At 60.6% G+C, this 15,552-nt stretch carries 17 protein-coding genes and 1 other RNA gene; 12 read left to right on the top strand and 6 right to left on the bottom strand.

Annotated elements, in window-relative coordinates; translation table 11 throughout:
* Nucleotides 1-104: 104 nt before the first annotated feature.
* The 4 genes from JNO51_RS07310 (at nt 105) to JNO51_RS07295 (ending at nt 4,238) form a co-directional block, all read left to right on the top strand.
* Nucleotides 105-2,018, top strand: a complete 1,914-nt coding sequence (locus JNO51_RS07310) for an ATP-binding cassette domain-containing protein (RefSeq protein ID WP_215782353.1) — start codon at nt 105-107, stop codon at nt 2,016-2,018.
* Nucleotides 2,015-2,530, top strand: a complete 516-nt coding sequence (locus JNO51_RS07305) for a C40 family peptidase (protein ID WP_215782352.1) — start codon at nt 2,015-2,017, stop codon at nt 2,528-2,530. The genes JNO51_RS07310 and JNO51_RS07305 overlap by 4 nt, the downstream gene beginning before the upstream one ends.
* A 102-nt stretch (nt 2,531-2,632) precedes the next feature.
* Nucleotides 2,633-3,826 (top strand): pyridoxal phosphate-dependent aminotransferase, encoded by a 1,194-nt coding sequence (locus tag JNO51_RS07300; RefSeq protein WP_215782351.1) that lies wholly within the window; start codon nt 2,633-2,635, stop codon nt 3,824-3,826.
* A 127-nt stretch (nt 3,827-3,953) separates the two neighbouring features.
* The gene (locus JNO51_RS07295) at nt 3,954-4,238 is read left to right on the top strand and encodes a hypothetical protein (protein ID WP_215782350.1); all 285 of its coding nucleotides are present in this window, start codon (nt 3,954-3,956) and stop codon (nt 4,236-4,238) included.
* 60 nt (nt 4,239-4,298) lie between these two features.
* Here JNO51_RS07295 and JNO51_RS07290 read toward each other — a convergent pair whose 3' ends face one another.
* Both JNO51_RS07290 and argE read right to left on the bottom strand, forming a co-directional pair.
* Nucleotides 4,299-5,675 carry a sodium-dependent transporter gene (locus tag JNO51_RS07290; RefSeq protein ID WP_215782349.1) on the bottom strand — a complete coding sequence of 459 codons (1,377 nt, stop codon included), beginning with the start codon at nt 5,673-5,675 and terminating at the stop codon, nt 4,299-4,301.
* Nucleotides 5,676-5,794: 119 nt separating this feature from the next.
* Nucleotides 5,795-6,976, bottom strand: coding sequence for an acetylornithine deacetylase (argE, locus tag JNO51_RS07285; RefSeq protein ID WP_215782348.1), 1,182 nt, complete (start codon nt 6,974-6,976; stop codon nt 5,795-5,797).
* Between the two features lie 148 nt (nt 6,977-7,124).
* On the opposite strand from argE, the gene ffs reads away from it, so the two are divergent.
* Together ffs and JNO51_RS07275 are read left to right on the top strand one after the other, a co-directional pair.
* Nucleotides 7,125-7,223, top strand: an RNA gene (ffs, locus tag JNO51_RS07280) — signal recognition particle sRNA small type.
* A 249-nt stretch (nt 7,224-7,472) separates the two neighbouring features.
* Nucleotides 7,473-7,796, top strand: coding sequence for a DNA-binding transcriptional regulator (locus tag JNO51_RS07275; RefSeq protein ID WP_215782347.1), 324 nt, complete (start codon nt 7,473-7,475; stop codon nt 7,794-7,796).
* An 82-nt stretch (nt 7,797-7,878) separates the two neighbouring features.
* Here the strand turns inward: JNO51_RS07275 and JNO51_RS07270 are convergent, their stop codons facing one another.
* On the bottom strand, nt 7,879-8,328 hold the full coding sequence (locus JNO51_RS07270; RefSeq protein ID WP_215782346.1) for a universal stress protein: 450 nt from the start codon (nt 8,326-8,328) through the stop codon (nt 7,879-7,881).
* Nucleotides 8,329-8,452: 124 nt separating this feature from the next.
* Between JNO51_RS07270 and JNO51_RS07265 the strand changes: the two genes are divergently transcribed.
* Genes JNO51_RS07265 through xerC form a run of 3 tightly spaced genes read left to right on the top strand, consistent with a single transcriptional unit; the run spans nt 8,453 to nt 10,234 of the window.
* Nucleotides 8,453-8,899 carry a thioesterase family protein gene (locus JNO51_RS07265; RefSeq protein ID WP_215782345.1) on the top strand — a complete coding sequence of 149 codons (447 nt, stop codon included), beginning with the start codon at nt 8,453-8,455 and terminating at the stop codon, nt 8,897-8,899.
* On the top strand, nt 8,896-9,354 hold the full coding sequence (locus JNO51_RS07260) for a TerB family tellurite resistance protein (protein WP_215782344.1): 459 nt from the start codon (nt 8,896-8,898) through the stop codon (nt 9,352-9,354). Before JNO51_RS07265 ends, JNO51_RS07260 begins: the two co-directional genes overlap by 4 nt.
* Nucleotides 9,341-10,234: a tyrosine recombinase XerC gene (gene xerC, locus JNO51_RS07255; protein WP_215782343.1), complete on the top strand. Its 894-nt coding sequence runs from the start codon at nt 9,341-9,343 to the stop codon at nt 10,232-10,234. The genes JNO51_RS07260 and xerC overlap by 14 nt, the downstream gene beginning before the upstream one ends.
* Here the strand turns inward: xerC and JNO51_RS07250 are convergent.
* The 3 genes from JNO51_RS07250 to orn are packed head-to-tail and all read right to left on the bottom strand — an operon-like array spanning nt 10,223 to nt 13,015.
* Nucleotides 10,223-10,744: a CinA family protein gene (locus JNO51_RS07250; RefSeq protein WP_215782342.1), complete on the bottom strand. Its 522-nt coding sequence runs from the start codon at nt 10,742-10,744 to the stop codon at nt 10,223-10,225. The genes xerC and JNO51_RS07250 overlap by 12 nt on opposite strands.
* A gap of 25 nt (nt 10,745-10,769) precedes the next feature.
* The gene (gene pgi, locus JNO51_RS07245; RefSeq protein WP_215782341.1) at nt 10,770-12,419 is read right to left on the bottom strand and encodes a glucose-6-phosphate isomerase; all 1,650 of its coding nucleotides are present in this window, start codon (nt 12,417-12,419) and stop codon (nt 10,770-10,772) included.
* Between the two features lie 50 nt (nt 12,420-12,469).
* Entirely contained in the window at nt 12,470-13,015 is a 546-nt protein-coding gene (gene orn, locus JNO51_RS07240) for an oligoribonuclease (protein ID WP_215782340.1), read from the bottom strand.
* Between the two features lie 78 nt (nt 13,016-13,093).
* Here orn and JNO51_RS07235 point away from each other — a divergent pair, with 78 nt between their 5' ends.
* The 3 genes from JNO51_RS07235 to rsgA are packed head-to-tail and all read left to right on the top strand — an operon-like array spanning nt 13,094 to nt 15,530.
* Complete coding sequence (locus JNO51_RS07235) at nt 13,094-14,341, top strand: M48 family metallopeptidase (protein WP_215782339.1); 1,248 nt, start codon at nt 13,094-13,096, stop codon at nt 14,339-14,341.
* Nucleotides 14,338-14,667: a 4a-hydroxytetrahydrobiopterin dehydratase gene (locus tag JNO51_RS07230; RefSeq protein WP_215782338.1), complete on the top strand. Its 330-nt coding sequence runs from the start codon at nt 14,338-14,340 to the stop codon at nt 14,665-14,667. The genes JNO51_RS07235 and JNO51_RS07230 overlap by 4 nt, the downstream gene beginning before the upstream one ends.
* A complete protein-coding gene (gene rsgA / locus JNO51_RS07225) occupies nt 14,664-15,530 on the top strand; it encodes a ribosome small subunit-dependent GTPase A (RefSeq protein WP_215782337.1) in 867 nt (288 codons plus the stop codon). Before JNO51_RS07230 ends, rsgA begins: the two co-directional genes overlap by 4 nt.
* The last annotated feature ends 22 nt before the right edge of the window (nt 15,531-15,552 follow it).

Here is a 15,552-nt window from a genome sequence, read left to right as displayed (position 1 = left end):
CGCATGGCCTGAACAAGTTATTCGGTTCCCGCGGCGGCGCACGCGGCAGAAGGCCCGGTCCGTGCTACAATCCAGCCGGTTTTCTCCCCCGGACTCACTCTGCAATGGCACTCATTACCGTCGAAAAGGCCTGCCTGGCCTTTGGCCACCACGCCCTCCTGGATCACGTCGATTTCGCCCTGGAACCGGGCGAGATTGTTGGCCTGATCGGCCGCAACGGCGCCGGCAAGTCCTCGCTGCTCAAGGCGATCGCCGGTACGGCCAGACTCGACGACGGCCGCATCAACATCAAGGGGGACATCCAGCTGGCCTATGTACCGCAGGAACCGGCGCTCAACCCCCAGCACACGGTATTCGAAGCCGTGGCCGAGGGGCTGGGCGAGCTGCAACAGCTGCTGACCGAATACCATCGACTGACCAGTGGCCTGGAGCAGCCCGATGCCGATCACGATGCCCTGCTGGCGCAAATGACGCCGATCCAGCACAAGCTGGAGGCCCTGGACGGCTGGCAATTCGATGCCCAGATCCAGACCACCCTCAGCCACCTGCAATTGCCGGCCGACACCCTGGTCAGCGCCCTGTCCGGCGGCTGGAAAAAACGCGTGGCCCTGGCCCGCGCGCTGTGCGCCCGGCCGGATGTCCTGTTGCTGGACGAACCGACCAACCACCTGGACGTGGAGGCCATCGTCTGGCTGGAAAACCTGCTCAAGTCCCATGGCGGCAGCGTGCTGCTGATTACCCATGACCGACGTTTCCTCGACAATACCGTCACACGCATCGTCGAACTCGACCGCGGCCTGCTGCGCAGCTATCCGGGCTCGTTCGCCAGCTATCTGAGCAAAAAACAGGAAGAACTGGCGGCGGAAGAGGAACAGAACCGCGTGTTTGACAAATTTCACGCCCAGGAAGAAGTCTGGATCCGCAAGGGCATCGAGGCACGACGCACGCGCAATATGGGTCGGGTGCGGCGTCTGGAAGAACTGCGGCGCCAGCGCGCCGCACGCCGTGAGCGGGTGGGTCAGGTCAACTTCCAGCTGTCCAGCGGCGAGCGCTCCGGCAAACTGGTGGCCGAGCTGGAGCATGTCGACAAGGGCTTCGGCGACAAGCAGCTGATCCGAGACTTCACCACCCGCATCCTGCGTGGTGACAAGATCGGCCTGATCGGTCCCAATGGCATCGGCAAAACCACGCTGCTGAAGCTGATCCTGGGCGAACTGGAGCCGGATCGCGGCACGGTTCGGCGCGGCACCAACCTGCAGATCGCCTATTTCGACCAGTTCCGCGAACAGCTGGATGAAGAGGCCAGCGTGGCCGACATCATCAGCCAGGGCAACGAATTTCTGGACATCGGCGGCCAGCGCAAGCATGTGATGAGCTATCTGGAAGACTTCCTGTTCGAGCCGGCCCGCGCCCGCAGCCCGGTGCGCTCGCTGTCCGGCGGAGAACGCAACCGCCTGTTGCTGGCGCGGCTGTTCACGCGTCCGGCCAACGTCCTGGTGCTGGACGAACCGACCAACGACCTGGATATCGACACGCTGGAACTGCTGGAAGAGCTGCTGGCCAACTACAGCGGGACAGTCTTCCTGGTCAGCCACGACCGTGCCTTCCTCGACAATGTCGTGACCCAGGTGATTGCCTTCGAGGGCAACGGTCGCCTGGAAGAAGCCCCGGGCGGTTATCAGGACTGGATCGACACCAAGGCCCGCATGGCCACCCTGCAGCCGGCCACCCCTGTCAAAGCCAGCCAGCCGGACAGCGCCAGGCCGCGCCAGGACAAGCCGAAAACCGGCAAGAGCAAGCTGTCCTACAATGAAAACCGGGAACTGGCCGAGTTGCCGGACTTACTGGAAAAACTGGAAACCGAACAGCAGGACCTGAACCAGCGTCTGCTCGACCCGAACTGTTATCGCGACACGCCGCTGGAGGCGCGCGCCTGGCAGGCTCGCATCGAAGAGATCGAATTGCTGCTGCTGGAAAAGCTGGCGCGCTGGGAGGAACTGGAGGCCAAACAGAAATGATGCGTCGTTGCGGCTACTACTGCTTGCTGATTGCCCTGCTGACTGCCTGCAGCAGTGCGCCACCGCTGAAACAGCATGCGCGCCCGCCTGCGGGCAGCCAGTATGGCCTGTCGCACCTGCAGGCCGATGGTGCCGGACGCGAAATTCTGATGTACACCCTCAGCCTGCTGGATGTCGGTTATCAGTTCGGCGGCAGCAATCCGGCGGCCGGCCTCGATTGCAGCGGCATGGTCAGCTACATCTATTACAACGCCGTCGGCGTGAAGCTGCCGCACAATGCGGCCCAGATCGCCGGCCTGGCCCGCCCGATCGACATCAACGACCTGCGCGTCGGCGATCTGGTGTTCTTCAACACGCTCAACCGCCCGTTCTCGCACATGGGCATCTATATCGGTGACGGCAAATTCGTCCACGCACCACGCAGCAACAGCGTGATCCGGGTCGACCGTCTCGACAACCGCTATTTCGCCAGCCGCTTCGAGGGCGCGCGCACGCTGTTCAGCCAAGGCTGAGCCCCCGGGCGGCAGACTGGCCTCGCCCGGGCTTTGGCGGTATGATCTGAATCATTGCGGCTTCATTTCTCACTCCCAGATCAGACCGATAGGAAACCAAAAGTGGAACTGTCCCAGCGCGTACTCGCCATCAAGGAATCCCCGACGCTCGCCATCACTGCCAAGGCGCAAAAACTCAAGGCCGAAGGCCGTGACGTGATCGCCCTGGCCGCGGGCGAACCGGATTTCGACACCCCGGATCACATCAAGGCTGCCGCCATCGAAGCCATCAACAAAGGCTTCACCAAATACACCCCGGTGGCCGGTATCCCCAGCCTGAAACAGGCCATCATCGCCAAGTTCAAGCGGGACAACGGGGTCGAGTACAACGCCAAGCAGATCCTGGTCTCGGTCGGTGGCAAGCAGAGCTTCTTCAATCTGTGCCAGGCACTGATCGGCCGGGGCGACGAAGTCATCATCCCGGCGCCTTACTGGGTGTCCTATCCGGATATCGTGCTGCTGGCCGAAGGCAAGCCGGTCATCGTCGAATGCGGCATCGAGCAAGGCTTCAAGCTGACCGCCGCACAACTGGAAGCGGCCATCACCCCGCACAGCAAGCTGCTGGTACTCAACAGCCCGTCCAATCCGACTGGCGCGGTCTACACGCTGGAAGAACTGCAGCAACTGGCCGAGGTACTCAAGCGCCACCCGCAGGTGATGATTGCCTCGGATGACATGTACGAGCATGTTCTGCTGGGAGACACCCGCTTCTGCAACATCCTCAACGCTGCCCCCGGGCTGAAGGACCGCACCATTCTGCTCAATGGCGTGTCCAAGGCCTATTCGATGACCGGCTGGCGCATTGGCTATGCGGGTGGTCCGGAGTGGCTGATCAAGGCCATGGAGAACATTCAGTCGCAATCCACCTCCAACCCGACCTCGATTTCGCAGGTCGCTGCCGAAGCGGCGCTCACCGGCGATCAGGGCTGCATCACCCCGATGCTGCAGGCCTTCAATCAGCGCCACGTCTTCGTGGTCGACTACTTCAACCGCATCCGCGGCCTGAAGTGCCTGCCGGCCGGCGGCGCGTTCTACGCCTTCGTCGATGCCCGTGACGCCATCCGCAACCTGCATGCCGAAGGCAAGATTGCCGAAGCGACCGATATGGCACTGGGCAGCTATCTGCTGGAAACACAAGATGTGGCCGTCGTACCCGGTTCGGCTTTTGGTGCCGAGGGTTATTTCCGCATCAGCTTTGCCACCAGCATGGGCAATCTGGAAAAGGCGCTGGCCCGTATCGAAAAAGCCCTGGCCTGAGCCCTTCTGCTGCCCGCGTACACCCCCTGACCTCAGGGGGTGTTTTACATTCCATGCCAGATAAATATTGATCCGCACCCGCCACCTTGTCTAAGCTTGAGACACCACAACGACAAGGAGAACCATCATGCGCAAGACCATCCTGCTATTCTGGCCCTCCTTCATCATCGCCTGCCTGGCTTCGGTCACGTTCTTTGCCCTGTTCGACCCGTACGAACTGAAGCTCCACGGCACCCAGCTGTTCAGTGACAAGCGGGCCGCCTATACCTTCTTCCTGCTGGCGGCCTGGGCCTTTGGCGCGCTCAATACGGCGGTCGTCTTCCTGCTGGAAAAAAACGCCCGCGAAGTGAACGGTTTTGTCCCCCAACCCCGTCCGGAGGCCAGCGTCGGCGACCCGGACGCGCCAAACTGACTGACCATCCAATAAAAAAGGCAGCCGAAGCTGCCTTTTTTCATGCGGCACATCACCGGCTCAGAACAGGCCCAGCCCCTTGAGCATCACCACCAGGATCAGCACGGGCGACACCCAGCGCAGAACGGTAAACAGCGCATTGAGCAAACCCTGATTCTGCAGTTGCCCCTGATTGCTCAAAGCCTCGCTCATGCGTTGCTTGCCCCATACCCAACCGACAAACAGACACAGACCAATGCCACCAAGCGGCATCATGACGTTGGAGGTGACAAAGTCGAACAGATCGAAGGTTGTCATGCCGAACAGCTTGACCCCCGCCATGCTGCTGTTGGACAAGGCGCAGGTTGAGCCGACCAGCGCCAGCATGGCCAGCGACAGCCAGGTGGCCACCGGGCGCTTCATCTTGAAATGCTCGCTCAGCAGGGCAATCGGCACTTCGAGAATCGACAGCATGGCGCCCATGGAGGCCACGGCGGTCAGTACGAAAAACACCACCATGAACAGATGGCCGAAAGGCATGTTGTGGAATACCGCCGGGATAGTGATAAACAGCAGCGAAGGACCGGCTGAAGGCTTGAAGCCGAAGGCAAACACCGCCGGAAAAATGGCAATGCCGGCCAGCATCGAAACAAACAAGTCGGCACACATCACCCGGAATGCGGTAGCCGGAATGTTTTGATCATCACGAAAATAGCTGCCGTACGTCATCATGGTACCCATGCCGATCGACAGCTTGAAGAACGCCAGACCGACCGCAGTCAGCACCACGGCGCCGGTAATCTTGCTGAAGTCGGGCTGAAACAGGAACTTCAGTCCTTCCGAAGCACCAGGCAGCATCAGACTGCGCACCCCGACCACCACCAGCAACACGAACAGCAGCGGCATCAGCTTCTTGGTTGCCGCCTCAATCCCCTTGGAGACACCCAGCAGCAGGATGCAGCCCATCAGGCCCAGCACCAGCCACTGCCACAGCAAGGACTGCCAGGGATCGGAAATCAGCTGGCCAAAAACCCCTTCCGTCACCTTGGGATCACTGGTCAGCAGGCCACTGCCCAGCGACTTGAACACATAGGCAAACACCCAGGCAGCCACTTCCGAGTAGAAGGCCATGATCAGGAAGGCCGCCAGCACCCCGGCGATGCTGATCAGCCACCAAGGCTGACCGGGAGGGGACAGCGTCTTCATGGTGGTGTAGGCATTGGCCTTGACCTTACGGCCCAGCATGATTTCGGCAATCATCACCGGCAGCCCCACCAGCAGGGTGGCCAGAATGTACACCACCAGGAAACCGGCGCCCCCGTTGGTACCGGTCAGATAGGGAAACTTCCAGATATTACCCAGACCGACAGCCGACCCCAGCGTGGCTGCCAACACCCCGAAACTGGAGGTAAATCCGTCCCGGGCGGCCACTGATGCGGCCTTTTTTTCATTTTTCATTTAATTTTGTCTCTCTTTACCCCGAATACATGGCCTGCTCAACCACCAGCAAGCCCCTTTGCCCAAAAAACCGTCGGGCAGGCGTGATTTTGCAGGATATCCACGCCGAGGCAAAGAGACTATTTGCCGCCGCCGGCCGATCGGCACACGATTTCTCGCAGACCATCGAGCCAGACCATGCATTCCTGCAGCTGCGTCCGCTCAATATACTCGTCGGGGCGATGCGCCTGCTCGATCGAACCTGGCCCGAGTACCACACTGGGGAACCCGGCCGCGCTGAAACAACCGGCTTCGGTGGTATAGGCCACAGCCTGATGTGACCTGCCCGGGCACAGCTCATGAATGTAGTCCAGCAACGAACTGCCCTGCGGTGACTCGAAGGGCTGACAATCTACCAACTGTTCAAAGGTGATGTCGGCTTCGGGCGCGGTACGACGCATTTCTTCAACCAGCGTGGCGGCGTAATCACGCACGGTATCGATATAACGTGCCAGCGGTTCGCCCGGCAGCCAGCGACACTCGAAGACAAACTCGCATTCACGCGGCACGATATTCGGCACGGTACCGCCGTGAATGGTCCCCGTCTGCAGCGTGGCATAGGGCACATCATAGAGAGGACGGGCGCGGCCAAAATGCGCTTCGGTATCCGCCAGTTTGCGGATATGGCTGATCAGTCGAGCCGCGTACTCGATGGCATTCACACCCTGCGGTGTCAGCGAGGAGTGCGCCGAACGCCCGGTCACCCGGCAGCGGAAGTGGGCGATGCCCTTGTGGGCAACGACCGGCTGCATCCGGGTCGGCTCGCCGATGATGCAACCGGACACAGGTATACCACGGGCAAGCAGATCGGCGATCAGCCGCGGCACCCCCAGGCACCCGACCTCTTCATCATACGAGAGCGCCAGACCGATCTGCTGCTGCAGTCGCCCTTCGGCATGCGCCGCCAGTACCGAAGGCAACCACGCCAGTACGCAGGCAATGAACCCCTTCATGTCGGCGGCACCGCGCCCGTACAGACGACCATCGCGCTCGCTGAGCACGAAGGGGTCGCTCGACCAGCTTTGCCCATCCACCGGCACGACATCGCTGTGACCGGACAAAATGAGCGCAGGCTGAGCGACCGGGCCGACCAGGGCAAAAAGATTGGCCTTGCTGCCATCATCGTTATAAGTCAGCTGGCTGGAGATGCCGAGCCCGGCCAGATGCTGCCGCACCCATTCGATCAGGCTCAGATTGGAATGGCGACTGGTGGTATCAAAGGCCACCAGCGTGGCGAGCAGGGATTCCGGTTCGTTGGACATGTCATTTTCCTGAAGGCAGTCTGGAACGCAGCGTAAGTCAGATTCCGATACCGACATCATACTTCGCTGAACATGAAATGGTAGACCCGGCAAAACGGAAAAAGATCGTGACACTTCAAGCCCGAGTGGCTATACTCTGCCTCTCTATGGCGGGTCTCCCCGCATTGCATCGTGGTTCACCTGGTCAGGTCCGGAAGGAAGCAGCCAAAATCACATCGTGCAAGTGCCGGGGGTCAGGCTCGCCACCCCTCCCCTCTCCCTATCATGCAAATTCATGTCATGCACGTATGTCATTGCGACATTGGCATAAAATCCCATTGTTCTCAACCATAAGATTCAGCTAACATTACGCAAAATTACTTACGCCAAGGCTTTACTATTTTTTTACAAAGTTTTGGGATACCCAATTTAGATATTTTGCTACTGTTAGATTGTCGGTCATGCCGAACAACTATTAGACAGCCGATTTCGCATTGCCAATGAGAGGACATCAAAAATGAAACTATTCGAAAAGATCACCAACCCGCGTGAAATCCGTCGCAAACTCGGCCTGAACCAACAAGAGTTCTGGAGCCGTATCGGCGTCACCCAATCCGGTGGCTCGCGCTATGAAAGCGGCCGCAACATGCCGAAGCCGGTGCGCGAACTGCTGCGCCTGGTGCATGTTGAACAGATTGACCTGTCGAAGGTTCGTCGCGAAGACTTCGAAATCGTGGAATATCTGAAAGAAACCCACCCGGACCTGTACAAGAGCCTGCGCAAGGCCGTACGTGCCAAGATGGAAACCCAGGAAGGCGGCGCAGAAGCGCTGCTGGGCTAAGCAGGCACGCCAGTCAGACAGACAGACAAAGGGCGGAAGCGCATGGCGCTTCCGCCCTTTTTCATGACCGACCGGTCACCCATTACTCGCCGTTATAGCGCACCAGCAGCACCGGCACATCGCAGGTCTTGAGCAGACCCTCGGCCACGCTGCCCATCAGCAGATGCATCACCCCGGTCCAGCCGTGGGTCCCCATGACCACCAGATCGGCCCCCCAGCTATTGGCATCCTCTTGCAACACCGAGGCAATCTTGTCGCCCCAGCTTTCCAGAATTTTGCACTCCGGCTTCACGCCCAGCGACTCGGCCTTTTCATGCGCCTGACGCAGCACCTGCTCGCCGGCCTCCTTGACCGATTTCTGCAATTCGGAGGCGTCGAGGAACTCGGTCCCTCCCCAGCCAAACTGCGCCAGGTCCACCACGTGCACCATACGCACCTGTGCGCCACACTCGCTGGCCAGCTTGCAGGCCTCTGTCAGCGCCAGATTCGAGGTTTCACTATCGTCTACCGGCACAAATATCCGTTGGTACATGATGCCCCTCCTTCATTGGGGAATGTGTCCCCTGTCAGTACCAGTCTAGCAAAGCGGGTTGCCAAACGGTTGATGCAGATTAAAACAGTCCATTAGACTGACGGCTTGCTACCGAGAGATGCCCATGGCCCGAATTCAGATCAGTTTACCCGACCCCGTGCTCTTCGAAACCCTGCTCGAAGTTCGCATCGGCGACATCAATTATGGCAATCACATGGCCAATGATGCAATTTTAAGATATGCACATGAAGCGCGACTGCGATTCCTGCAGTCGCTCGGCTATAGCGAACTGGACGTCGCCGGCAGTGGGATCATCATGGCAGACGCAGCCATCAGCTATAAGGCCGAGGTCTTTCATGGCAACCGCCTGCGCCTGAAGCTGGGCATTACTGATGTCAGCCACCATGGCTTTGACATGATTTACCAAGCTGTCGATGACAACTCAGGCAAAGAAGTGGCAAGATTGAAAACAGGTATCGTATTTTTCGATTACGCCCACAGAAAAATAGCGCCGATTCCGCCAGCTTTTCTGGCGAGACTGCCGCAGCTAGCAGGAGGAACACCCGCATGAGACCCTACCGCGTCAACTCCCCACAGGCGATGGCCCGCTTCATCGCCATGTTCATGATCACCGATGGTGAAATGGACGAGCGTGAACTCGATGCGCTGGAAAAGATCATGACCTACGACCTGCTCGGCCTGAGCCGCAAGCAGTTCACCCAGGTGCTGGTCGACTATTGCGATGATATCTCCGACGAGGCCGAGCAAGACGGCACCATCCATCTGATCGACCGCCAGCGCATCGACACACTGCTGGAAGAAGTCACCGACCGCAGCAAGCGTCTGCTGACTTGCGCCCTGGCCATGGACGTGGCCAAGGCGGATGGCGACATCAGCCCGCCGGAAATGGCCCTGCTGCGCTACCTGATGCAACGCTGGGACATCACCCTGAGCGACATCGAGGCCGCCATCATCAGAAAACCGCGGTCAGCCGGCAGCCAGCAACCGCAAAATGCCCTGGACTGAAGACTGCGCGGACTTTCTTGCCGCGCTGCAACGCGAAGGCAAGAGTCGCCATACCGTCGGCGCCTACCGGCGCGACCTGCACACCCTGACCGAGCTGGCCGGCGACAAGCCGGCCGGGCAGCTGAGCGTCAGCGACATCCGTCACTACATTGTCCGGCTACATGCCGGCGGTCTGTCCGGCCGCAGCATCGGTCGCATGCTCTCCGCCTGGCGCGGCCTGTTTGGCTGGCTGATCGGGCAGCAACGAGCCAGCCACAACCCCTGCCAGGGACTGCGCCCGCCGAAAGAAGGCAAACGACTGCCCCATGCCCTGGCCGTCGATGCCACGGCAGCACTGCTGGATGGGGTCACGCCGGACACCCCGCTGGCGCTGCGCGACAAAGCCATGTTTGAACTGATGTACTCTTCGGGATTGCGACTGGCCGAGCTGGCCGGACTGGACCTGGAAGATATCGACTTCGAGCAGTCGCTGGCACGCGTCACCGGCAAAGGCAACAAGACCCGCATCGTGCCGGTCGGCAGCGTGGCCAGGGCCGCCCTGCAGGACTGGCTGGGTCAGCGTCAGGCCGAACCGGGGGAAAGTGCCCTGTTCACCGGCCAGAGCGGCCGGCGGCTCGGTGCACGCCAGATCGAAAAGCGACTTGCCGAGTGGAGTCTCAAGAGCGGCGCCACACAGCACGTCCATCCGCACATGCTGCGTCATTCCTTTGCATCGCACCTGCTGCAATCCTCCGGGGACTTGCGCGCCGTACAGGAACTGCTCGGCCACGCCAACCTGTCGACCACCCAGATCTATACCAGCCTGGACTACCAGCATCTTGCCCAGGTCTACGATGCCGCTCACCCCAGGGCGCGCAAGCCGAAGACCTCAGACGACTGAGGTGGCGGCCGCGCAGCGTGCCAGCAAACGTTGCAACGCCATCAGCACGGTCTGCCCGCGCACCTCATCGCGATCGCCATCGAAATGGCAGACGAAAGCTTCATCACCATCCGGCCCTGCCAGGCCAAACCACACGGTACCGACCGGCTTGTCTGCCGAGCCGCCTCCGGGGCCGGCCACACCGGACACCGCCACCGCCCAGTCGGCTTTGGCCGCCCGGCAGGCCCCGCGCGCCATCTGGCGCACCGTCGCCTCACTGACCGCACCGTGGCACCGCAAGGTGTCGCCGTCCACGCCCAGCAATTGCTGTTTGGCTTCATTGCTATACGTCACAAACCCAAAACCGAACCAGGCCGAAGAACCGGGCACGGCCGTCAGCGCCCCGCTGATCAGCCCGCCGGTGCAGGACTCTGCCGTCGCCACGCATTGCGCGCGCGCCTGAAGTTGCAGCCCCAGACGCTGCGCCAAGGCCGCGGCCTGCTCAAACCAGTCTGCTGCACCATGCTGCATCGCCCTGCTCCTCTTGATGCCGTCCTTAACCGCGACGTTGCTGAAAATGCCGGATCAGTCCCTGCGTGGAACAATCATGGTGCGGATCGGCATCGCCGCCATCGAGCTGAGGCAGAATCACCCGGGCAAGTTGCTTGCCGTACTCCACCCCCCACTGATCGAAGGAGTTGATCCCCCAGATCACCCCCTGCACAAACACCTTGTGCTCATACATCGCCATCAGCATCCCCAGGGTATAGGGCGTGAGCTGATCAAGGGCGATGGTATTGGACGGCTGATTGCCCGGAAATAATTTCTGCGGCATCAGCATGTCGATCACATCGCCCGGCAGATCACCGATTTCCGCCAGGACCTCCGCTTCCGTCTTGCCATGCATCAGCGCCTGAGTCTGAGCCAGACAGTTGGCCACCAGCACCCGATGCTGCTGGTCACAGCCATCATGGCTGTTCATCGGCACGATGAAATCGCACGGCACCAGCCGGGTCCCCTGATGCAGCAACTGGAAGAAGGCATGCTGGCTGTTGACCCCCTCCTCACCCCAGATCACCGGGCCGGTATCGAAGTCCAGCCGCTCGCCATAGCGGCCGACCCGCTTGCCGTTGGACTCCATGTCCAGTTGCTGGATATGCGCCGGCAAACGGCGCAGGCCATGGTCATAGGGCATGATGGCATGGGTATGCGCACGGTAGAACGTGTTGTACCAGATCCCGAGCAAAGCCAGGATGACCGGGATATTGCGCACGAAGGGAGCTTCGAAGAAATGCCGGTCCATCGCATGACCACCGGCCAGAAACTCACTGAAACGCTCGAAGCCGACCGACAGCATCACCGGCAGACCGATGGCCGACCAGACGGAGAAACGCCCGCCGACCCAGTCCCAGAATTCGAACATATGCTGCGCATCAATACCGAACTGTGTGACGGCCTCGCGGTTGCTGGACACCGCCACAAAATGCTGTGCCACTGCGGCCTCGCCCAGATGACCGACCAGCCAGCGACGCGCCGCCTGGGCGTTGAGCAGGGTTTCCGGCGTGGTAAACGACTTGGACGCCACGATGAACAGCGTCGACTGCGGATCAAGCGGTTTGAGCGTGCGGGCAATATGCTGACCGTCGACATTGGAAACATAGTGAATGCGCAGCGTCTCGCTGGCATAAGGCGCCAGCGCCTCGGTCACCACCAGGGGGCCGAGATCCGAGCCACCGATCCCCAGATTGACGACATCGGTGATGGCCTTGCCGGTGGCACCGCGCCACTGGCCGCCACGGACACGCTCGCTGAAGTCCCGCATGCGCTGCAGCACGGCATGCAGTGGCGCCACCACATCCTTCCCGTCAACCTCGAGCCGGGCATCCCGAGGCAGACGCAGCGCCGTATGCAGCACGGCGCGGTCCTCGCTGACATTGATGCGCTCGCCGCTGCGCATACGCGCCATCCAGCCCGACAGCTCGGCCGCATCGGTCAGGTCGATCAGCAGTTCGAGCGTGCGTTCGGTAATGCGGTTTTTGGAGTAGTCGAGCAACAGGCCGTCCAGCTCGATGGAGAAACGTTCAAAACGGTGAGCATCGGCCTCGAACAGCTGGCGCATATGCATGTGGCGCGTGGCACGCTGATGCTGGTGCAGGCGCGCCCAGGCGGCAGAGGCATTGATATCGTTCTGGCGAAAAACAGGCATGCAGGGATTCCGGCGCACGCCCGCACCGTCGGCACGGGCGTGCCAGTAGCTTACAGTTTGATGAAATTGTCGCGGTAGTAACGCATTTCCTCGATCGATTCGAGAATGTCGGCCAGCGCCTCGTGCTTGCCCTTCTTGACCACGCCGCGGGCCAATTCAGGCTTCCAGCGCTTGCAGAGTTCCTTCAGGGTAGACACATCCAGATTGCGGTAGTGGAAGTGGGCCTCCAGCGCCGGCATCCAGCGTGCCATGAACCGGCGATCCTGGCAGATCGAGTTGCCACACATCGGCGACGTGCGCGCCGGCGTGTACTGCTGCAGGAAAGCCAGCATTTGCGCTTCGGCCTCGCCCTCGCTCAGCGTCGATGCGCGCACGCGGTCAATCAGGCCGGAACGGCCATGCGTGGACTTGTTCCAGTCATCCATGCCGTCGAGCACGCTGTCCGGCTGATGCACGGCGAACACCGGCGATTCGGCGACAATATTCAACTGGCTGTCGGTAATCACGACAGCCAGTTCGATAATCCGGTCGGTATCCGGGTTCAGGCCCGTCATTTCCATGTCGAGCCAGATGAGGTTGTTCTGATCTTGTGCCATACTTACTCGTCTTTGCTAGTATCCGGTCATTTTCCGCTATTGCCGCCTATCCGGCAAACCTCAAAGAAAAGATATCTGATGGCTGCCGTCTTTACCAAGGTGTTTATCGCTGTTGTTCTGCTGACGTTTTTCCTGCGATTGTGGCTGGCCCTGCGTCACAGTCGCCACATCCTGGCCCATCGCGACAGCGTCCCTCAGGCCTTTGCCGCCGACATGCCGCTGGAGGAACATCAGCGCGCCGCGGATTACACACGCGCCAAAATCCGCCTGAACATCTTCTCCGGCAGCCTCGATCTGTTGCTGACCCTGATGCTGACCCTTGGTGGCGGCTTCAATCTGCTGTGGTCGCTGGCCGGACTCCTCAGCCAGCACCCCATCTGGCAAGGTACGGCCTTCATCGCCATCAGCCTGATGCTGACCAGCCTGATTTCCCTGCCGCTGTCGCTCTACGCCACCTTCGTCATCGAAGCACGCTTCGGTTTCAACAAAATGACCCTGGGTCTGTTCCTGCTGGACGGCCTCAAGGGTGTGCTGGTCGGCGCCATCGTCGGCCTGCCGCTGATCGCACTGGCCATCTGGCTGATGATGGCGGCAGGACAGAACTGGTGGCTCTGGCTCTGGTTAGTCTGGATGACCTTCAGCCTGTCCTTGCTGGTCATCTACCCCAGCGTGATCGCTCCGCTGTTCAACCGCTTCTCCCCCCTTGCGGACGAGGCGCTCAAGCAGCGTATCGAACAACTGCTGCAACGCACCGGCTTTCGCAGCCAGGGGGTATTCGTCATGGACGGCTCGCGCCGCTCCAGCCATGGCAATGCCTACTTCACCGGTTTTGGCAGCGCCAAACGCATCGTGTTTTTCGACACCCTGATCGAACAGCTCAGCCCAGCCGAAATCGAGGCCGTACTGGCCCATGAACTGGGCCACTTCAAACTGCGCCACGTCATCAAGCGCATCACCACCACCTTCCTGCTCTCCCTGGTCTCCCTGTGGCTGCTGGGACAACTGGTCGATGCCGCCTGGTTCTATCAGGGACTGGGACTGGCCAGCCAGGGACCGGCTCAGGCCCTGCTGCTGTTTTTCATGGTGCTGCCGGTCTTTACCTTCCCGCTGACCCCGCTGATGAACCGCATGTCGCGCCGCCACGAATACCAGGCGGACGACTTCGCGGCCAGCCAGACCGATGCCCGCGACCTGATCAGTGCACTGGTAAAGATGTATCGTGACAATGCATCGACCCTGACCCCCGATCCGCTGCATTCCGCCTTTTACGACTCGCACCCCCCGGCGGCACTGCGTATCGCCCACCTGAAAGGAGAGCACGCATGAACCTGGCCACCCTGCAATGCACCCCGCACACCGTGCGCGAGCGCCCTGCGGCCAGCGAGCTGCCGGCCCTGATGGCTCAGTTGCCCGGCTGGCAAATCGAGGGGCAGACACTCAGCAAGACTTACCATTTTGCCGACTACCACCACACCATGGCCTTTGTGAACGCGCTGGCATGGATTGCCCACCAGCAGGACCATCACCCCGACCTGTCGGTGCACTACAACCGGGTACATGTGACCTGGAACACCCATGATGCCAACGGACTGACCATGAACGACTTCATTTGCGCCGCCCGCTGCCAGGCCCTGCAGGCGGAGACCGCATGAGCGACACCCTGAACGGACAAATCATCCGCAGCCATGGCCGACGTTTCGTCGTCGAGGCCGGCGGCCAGGAATACGACTGCACCACCCGCGGCAAACGAGTGGATTTTGCCTGCGGCGACCGGGTACACATCCTGGTACAGAACCGTGAACAGGCCGTGATCGAAAGCGCCGAAGAGCGCCGCAGCCTGCTCTACCGTCAGGATGACTGGCGCACCAAGATCATTGCCGCCAACGTCACCCGCATCCTGTTCGTGACCGCTGCCGTCCCGACGCCGAGCGAAGACCTGCTCAACCGCTGCCTGATTGCCGCCGAGGCCGCCGACATTGAGCCGGTGATTGTCGTCAACAAGGCTGACCTGCCCGAAAGTACAGCCTATCTGACGGCACTGGCGCCCTATCAGGCGCTGGGTTACCCCTTGGTCACCCTGTCGGCCAAGCAGGATGTCAGCCTGCTGCTCCCCTGGCTGCAAGGCCAGACCAGCGTCATGGTCGGCCAGTCCGGCATGGGCAAATCCACGCTGACCAATGCGCTGCTGCCTGCCGCACGGGCACGGACGGCGGAAATTTCCGAAGCACTGGATTCCGGCCGCCACACCACCACACATGCCACGCTCTATCACCTTGACGCACAAAGCCATTTGATCGATTCCCCCGGACTACAGGAATTCGGCCTGAAACATCTGCAGGCCACCGAGCTGATCCATTACTTCCCGGAAATGCGCCCCCTGATCGGTCAATGCAGATTTCATAATTGCAGCCATCGGGCCGAACCCGGCTGTGCCATCAAGCAGGCGGCTGAAAATGGCGGCATCCGCCCGTATCGATTGGCTTTGTTGCAACGCCTGATCAACGAACTGGATTAACAAAGCTTTACAATCTACCTTA

The sequence above is a fragment of the Paludibacterium sp. B53371 genome (assembly GCF_018802765.1).
GTDB lineage: Bacteria > Pseudomonadota > Gammaproteobacteria > Burkholderiales > Chromobacteriaceae > Paludibacterium.
The sequence above is the reverse complement of the archived record's forward strand: the minus strand, read 5'-3'. Positions and strand labels throughout refer to the sequence as shown.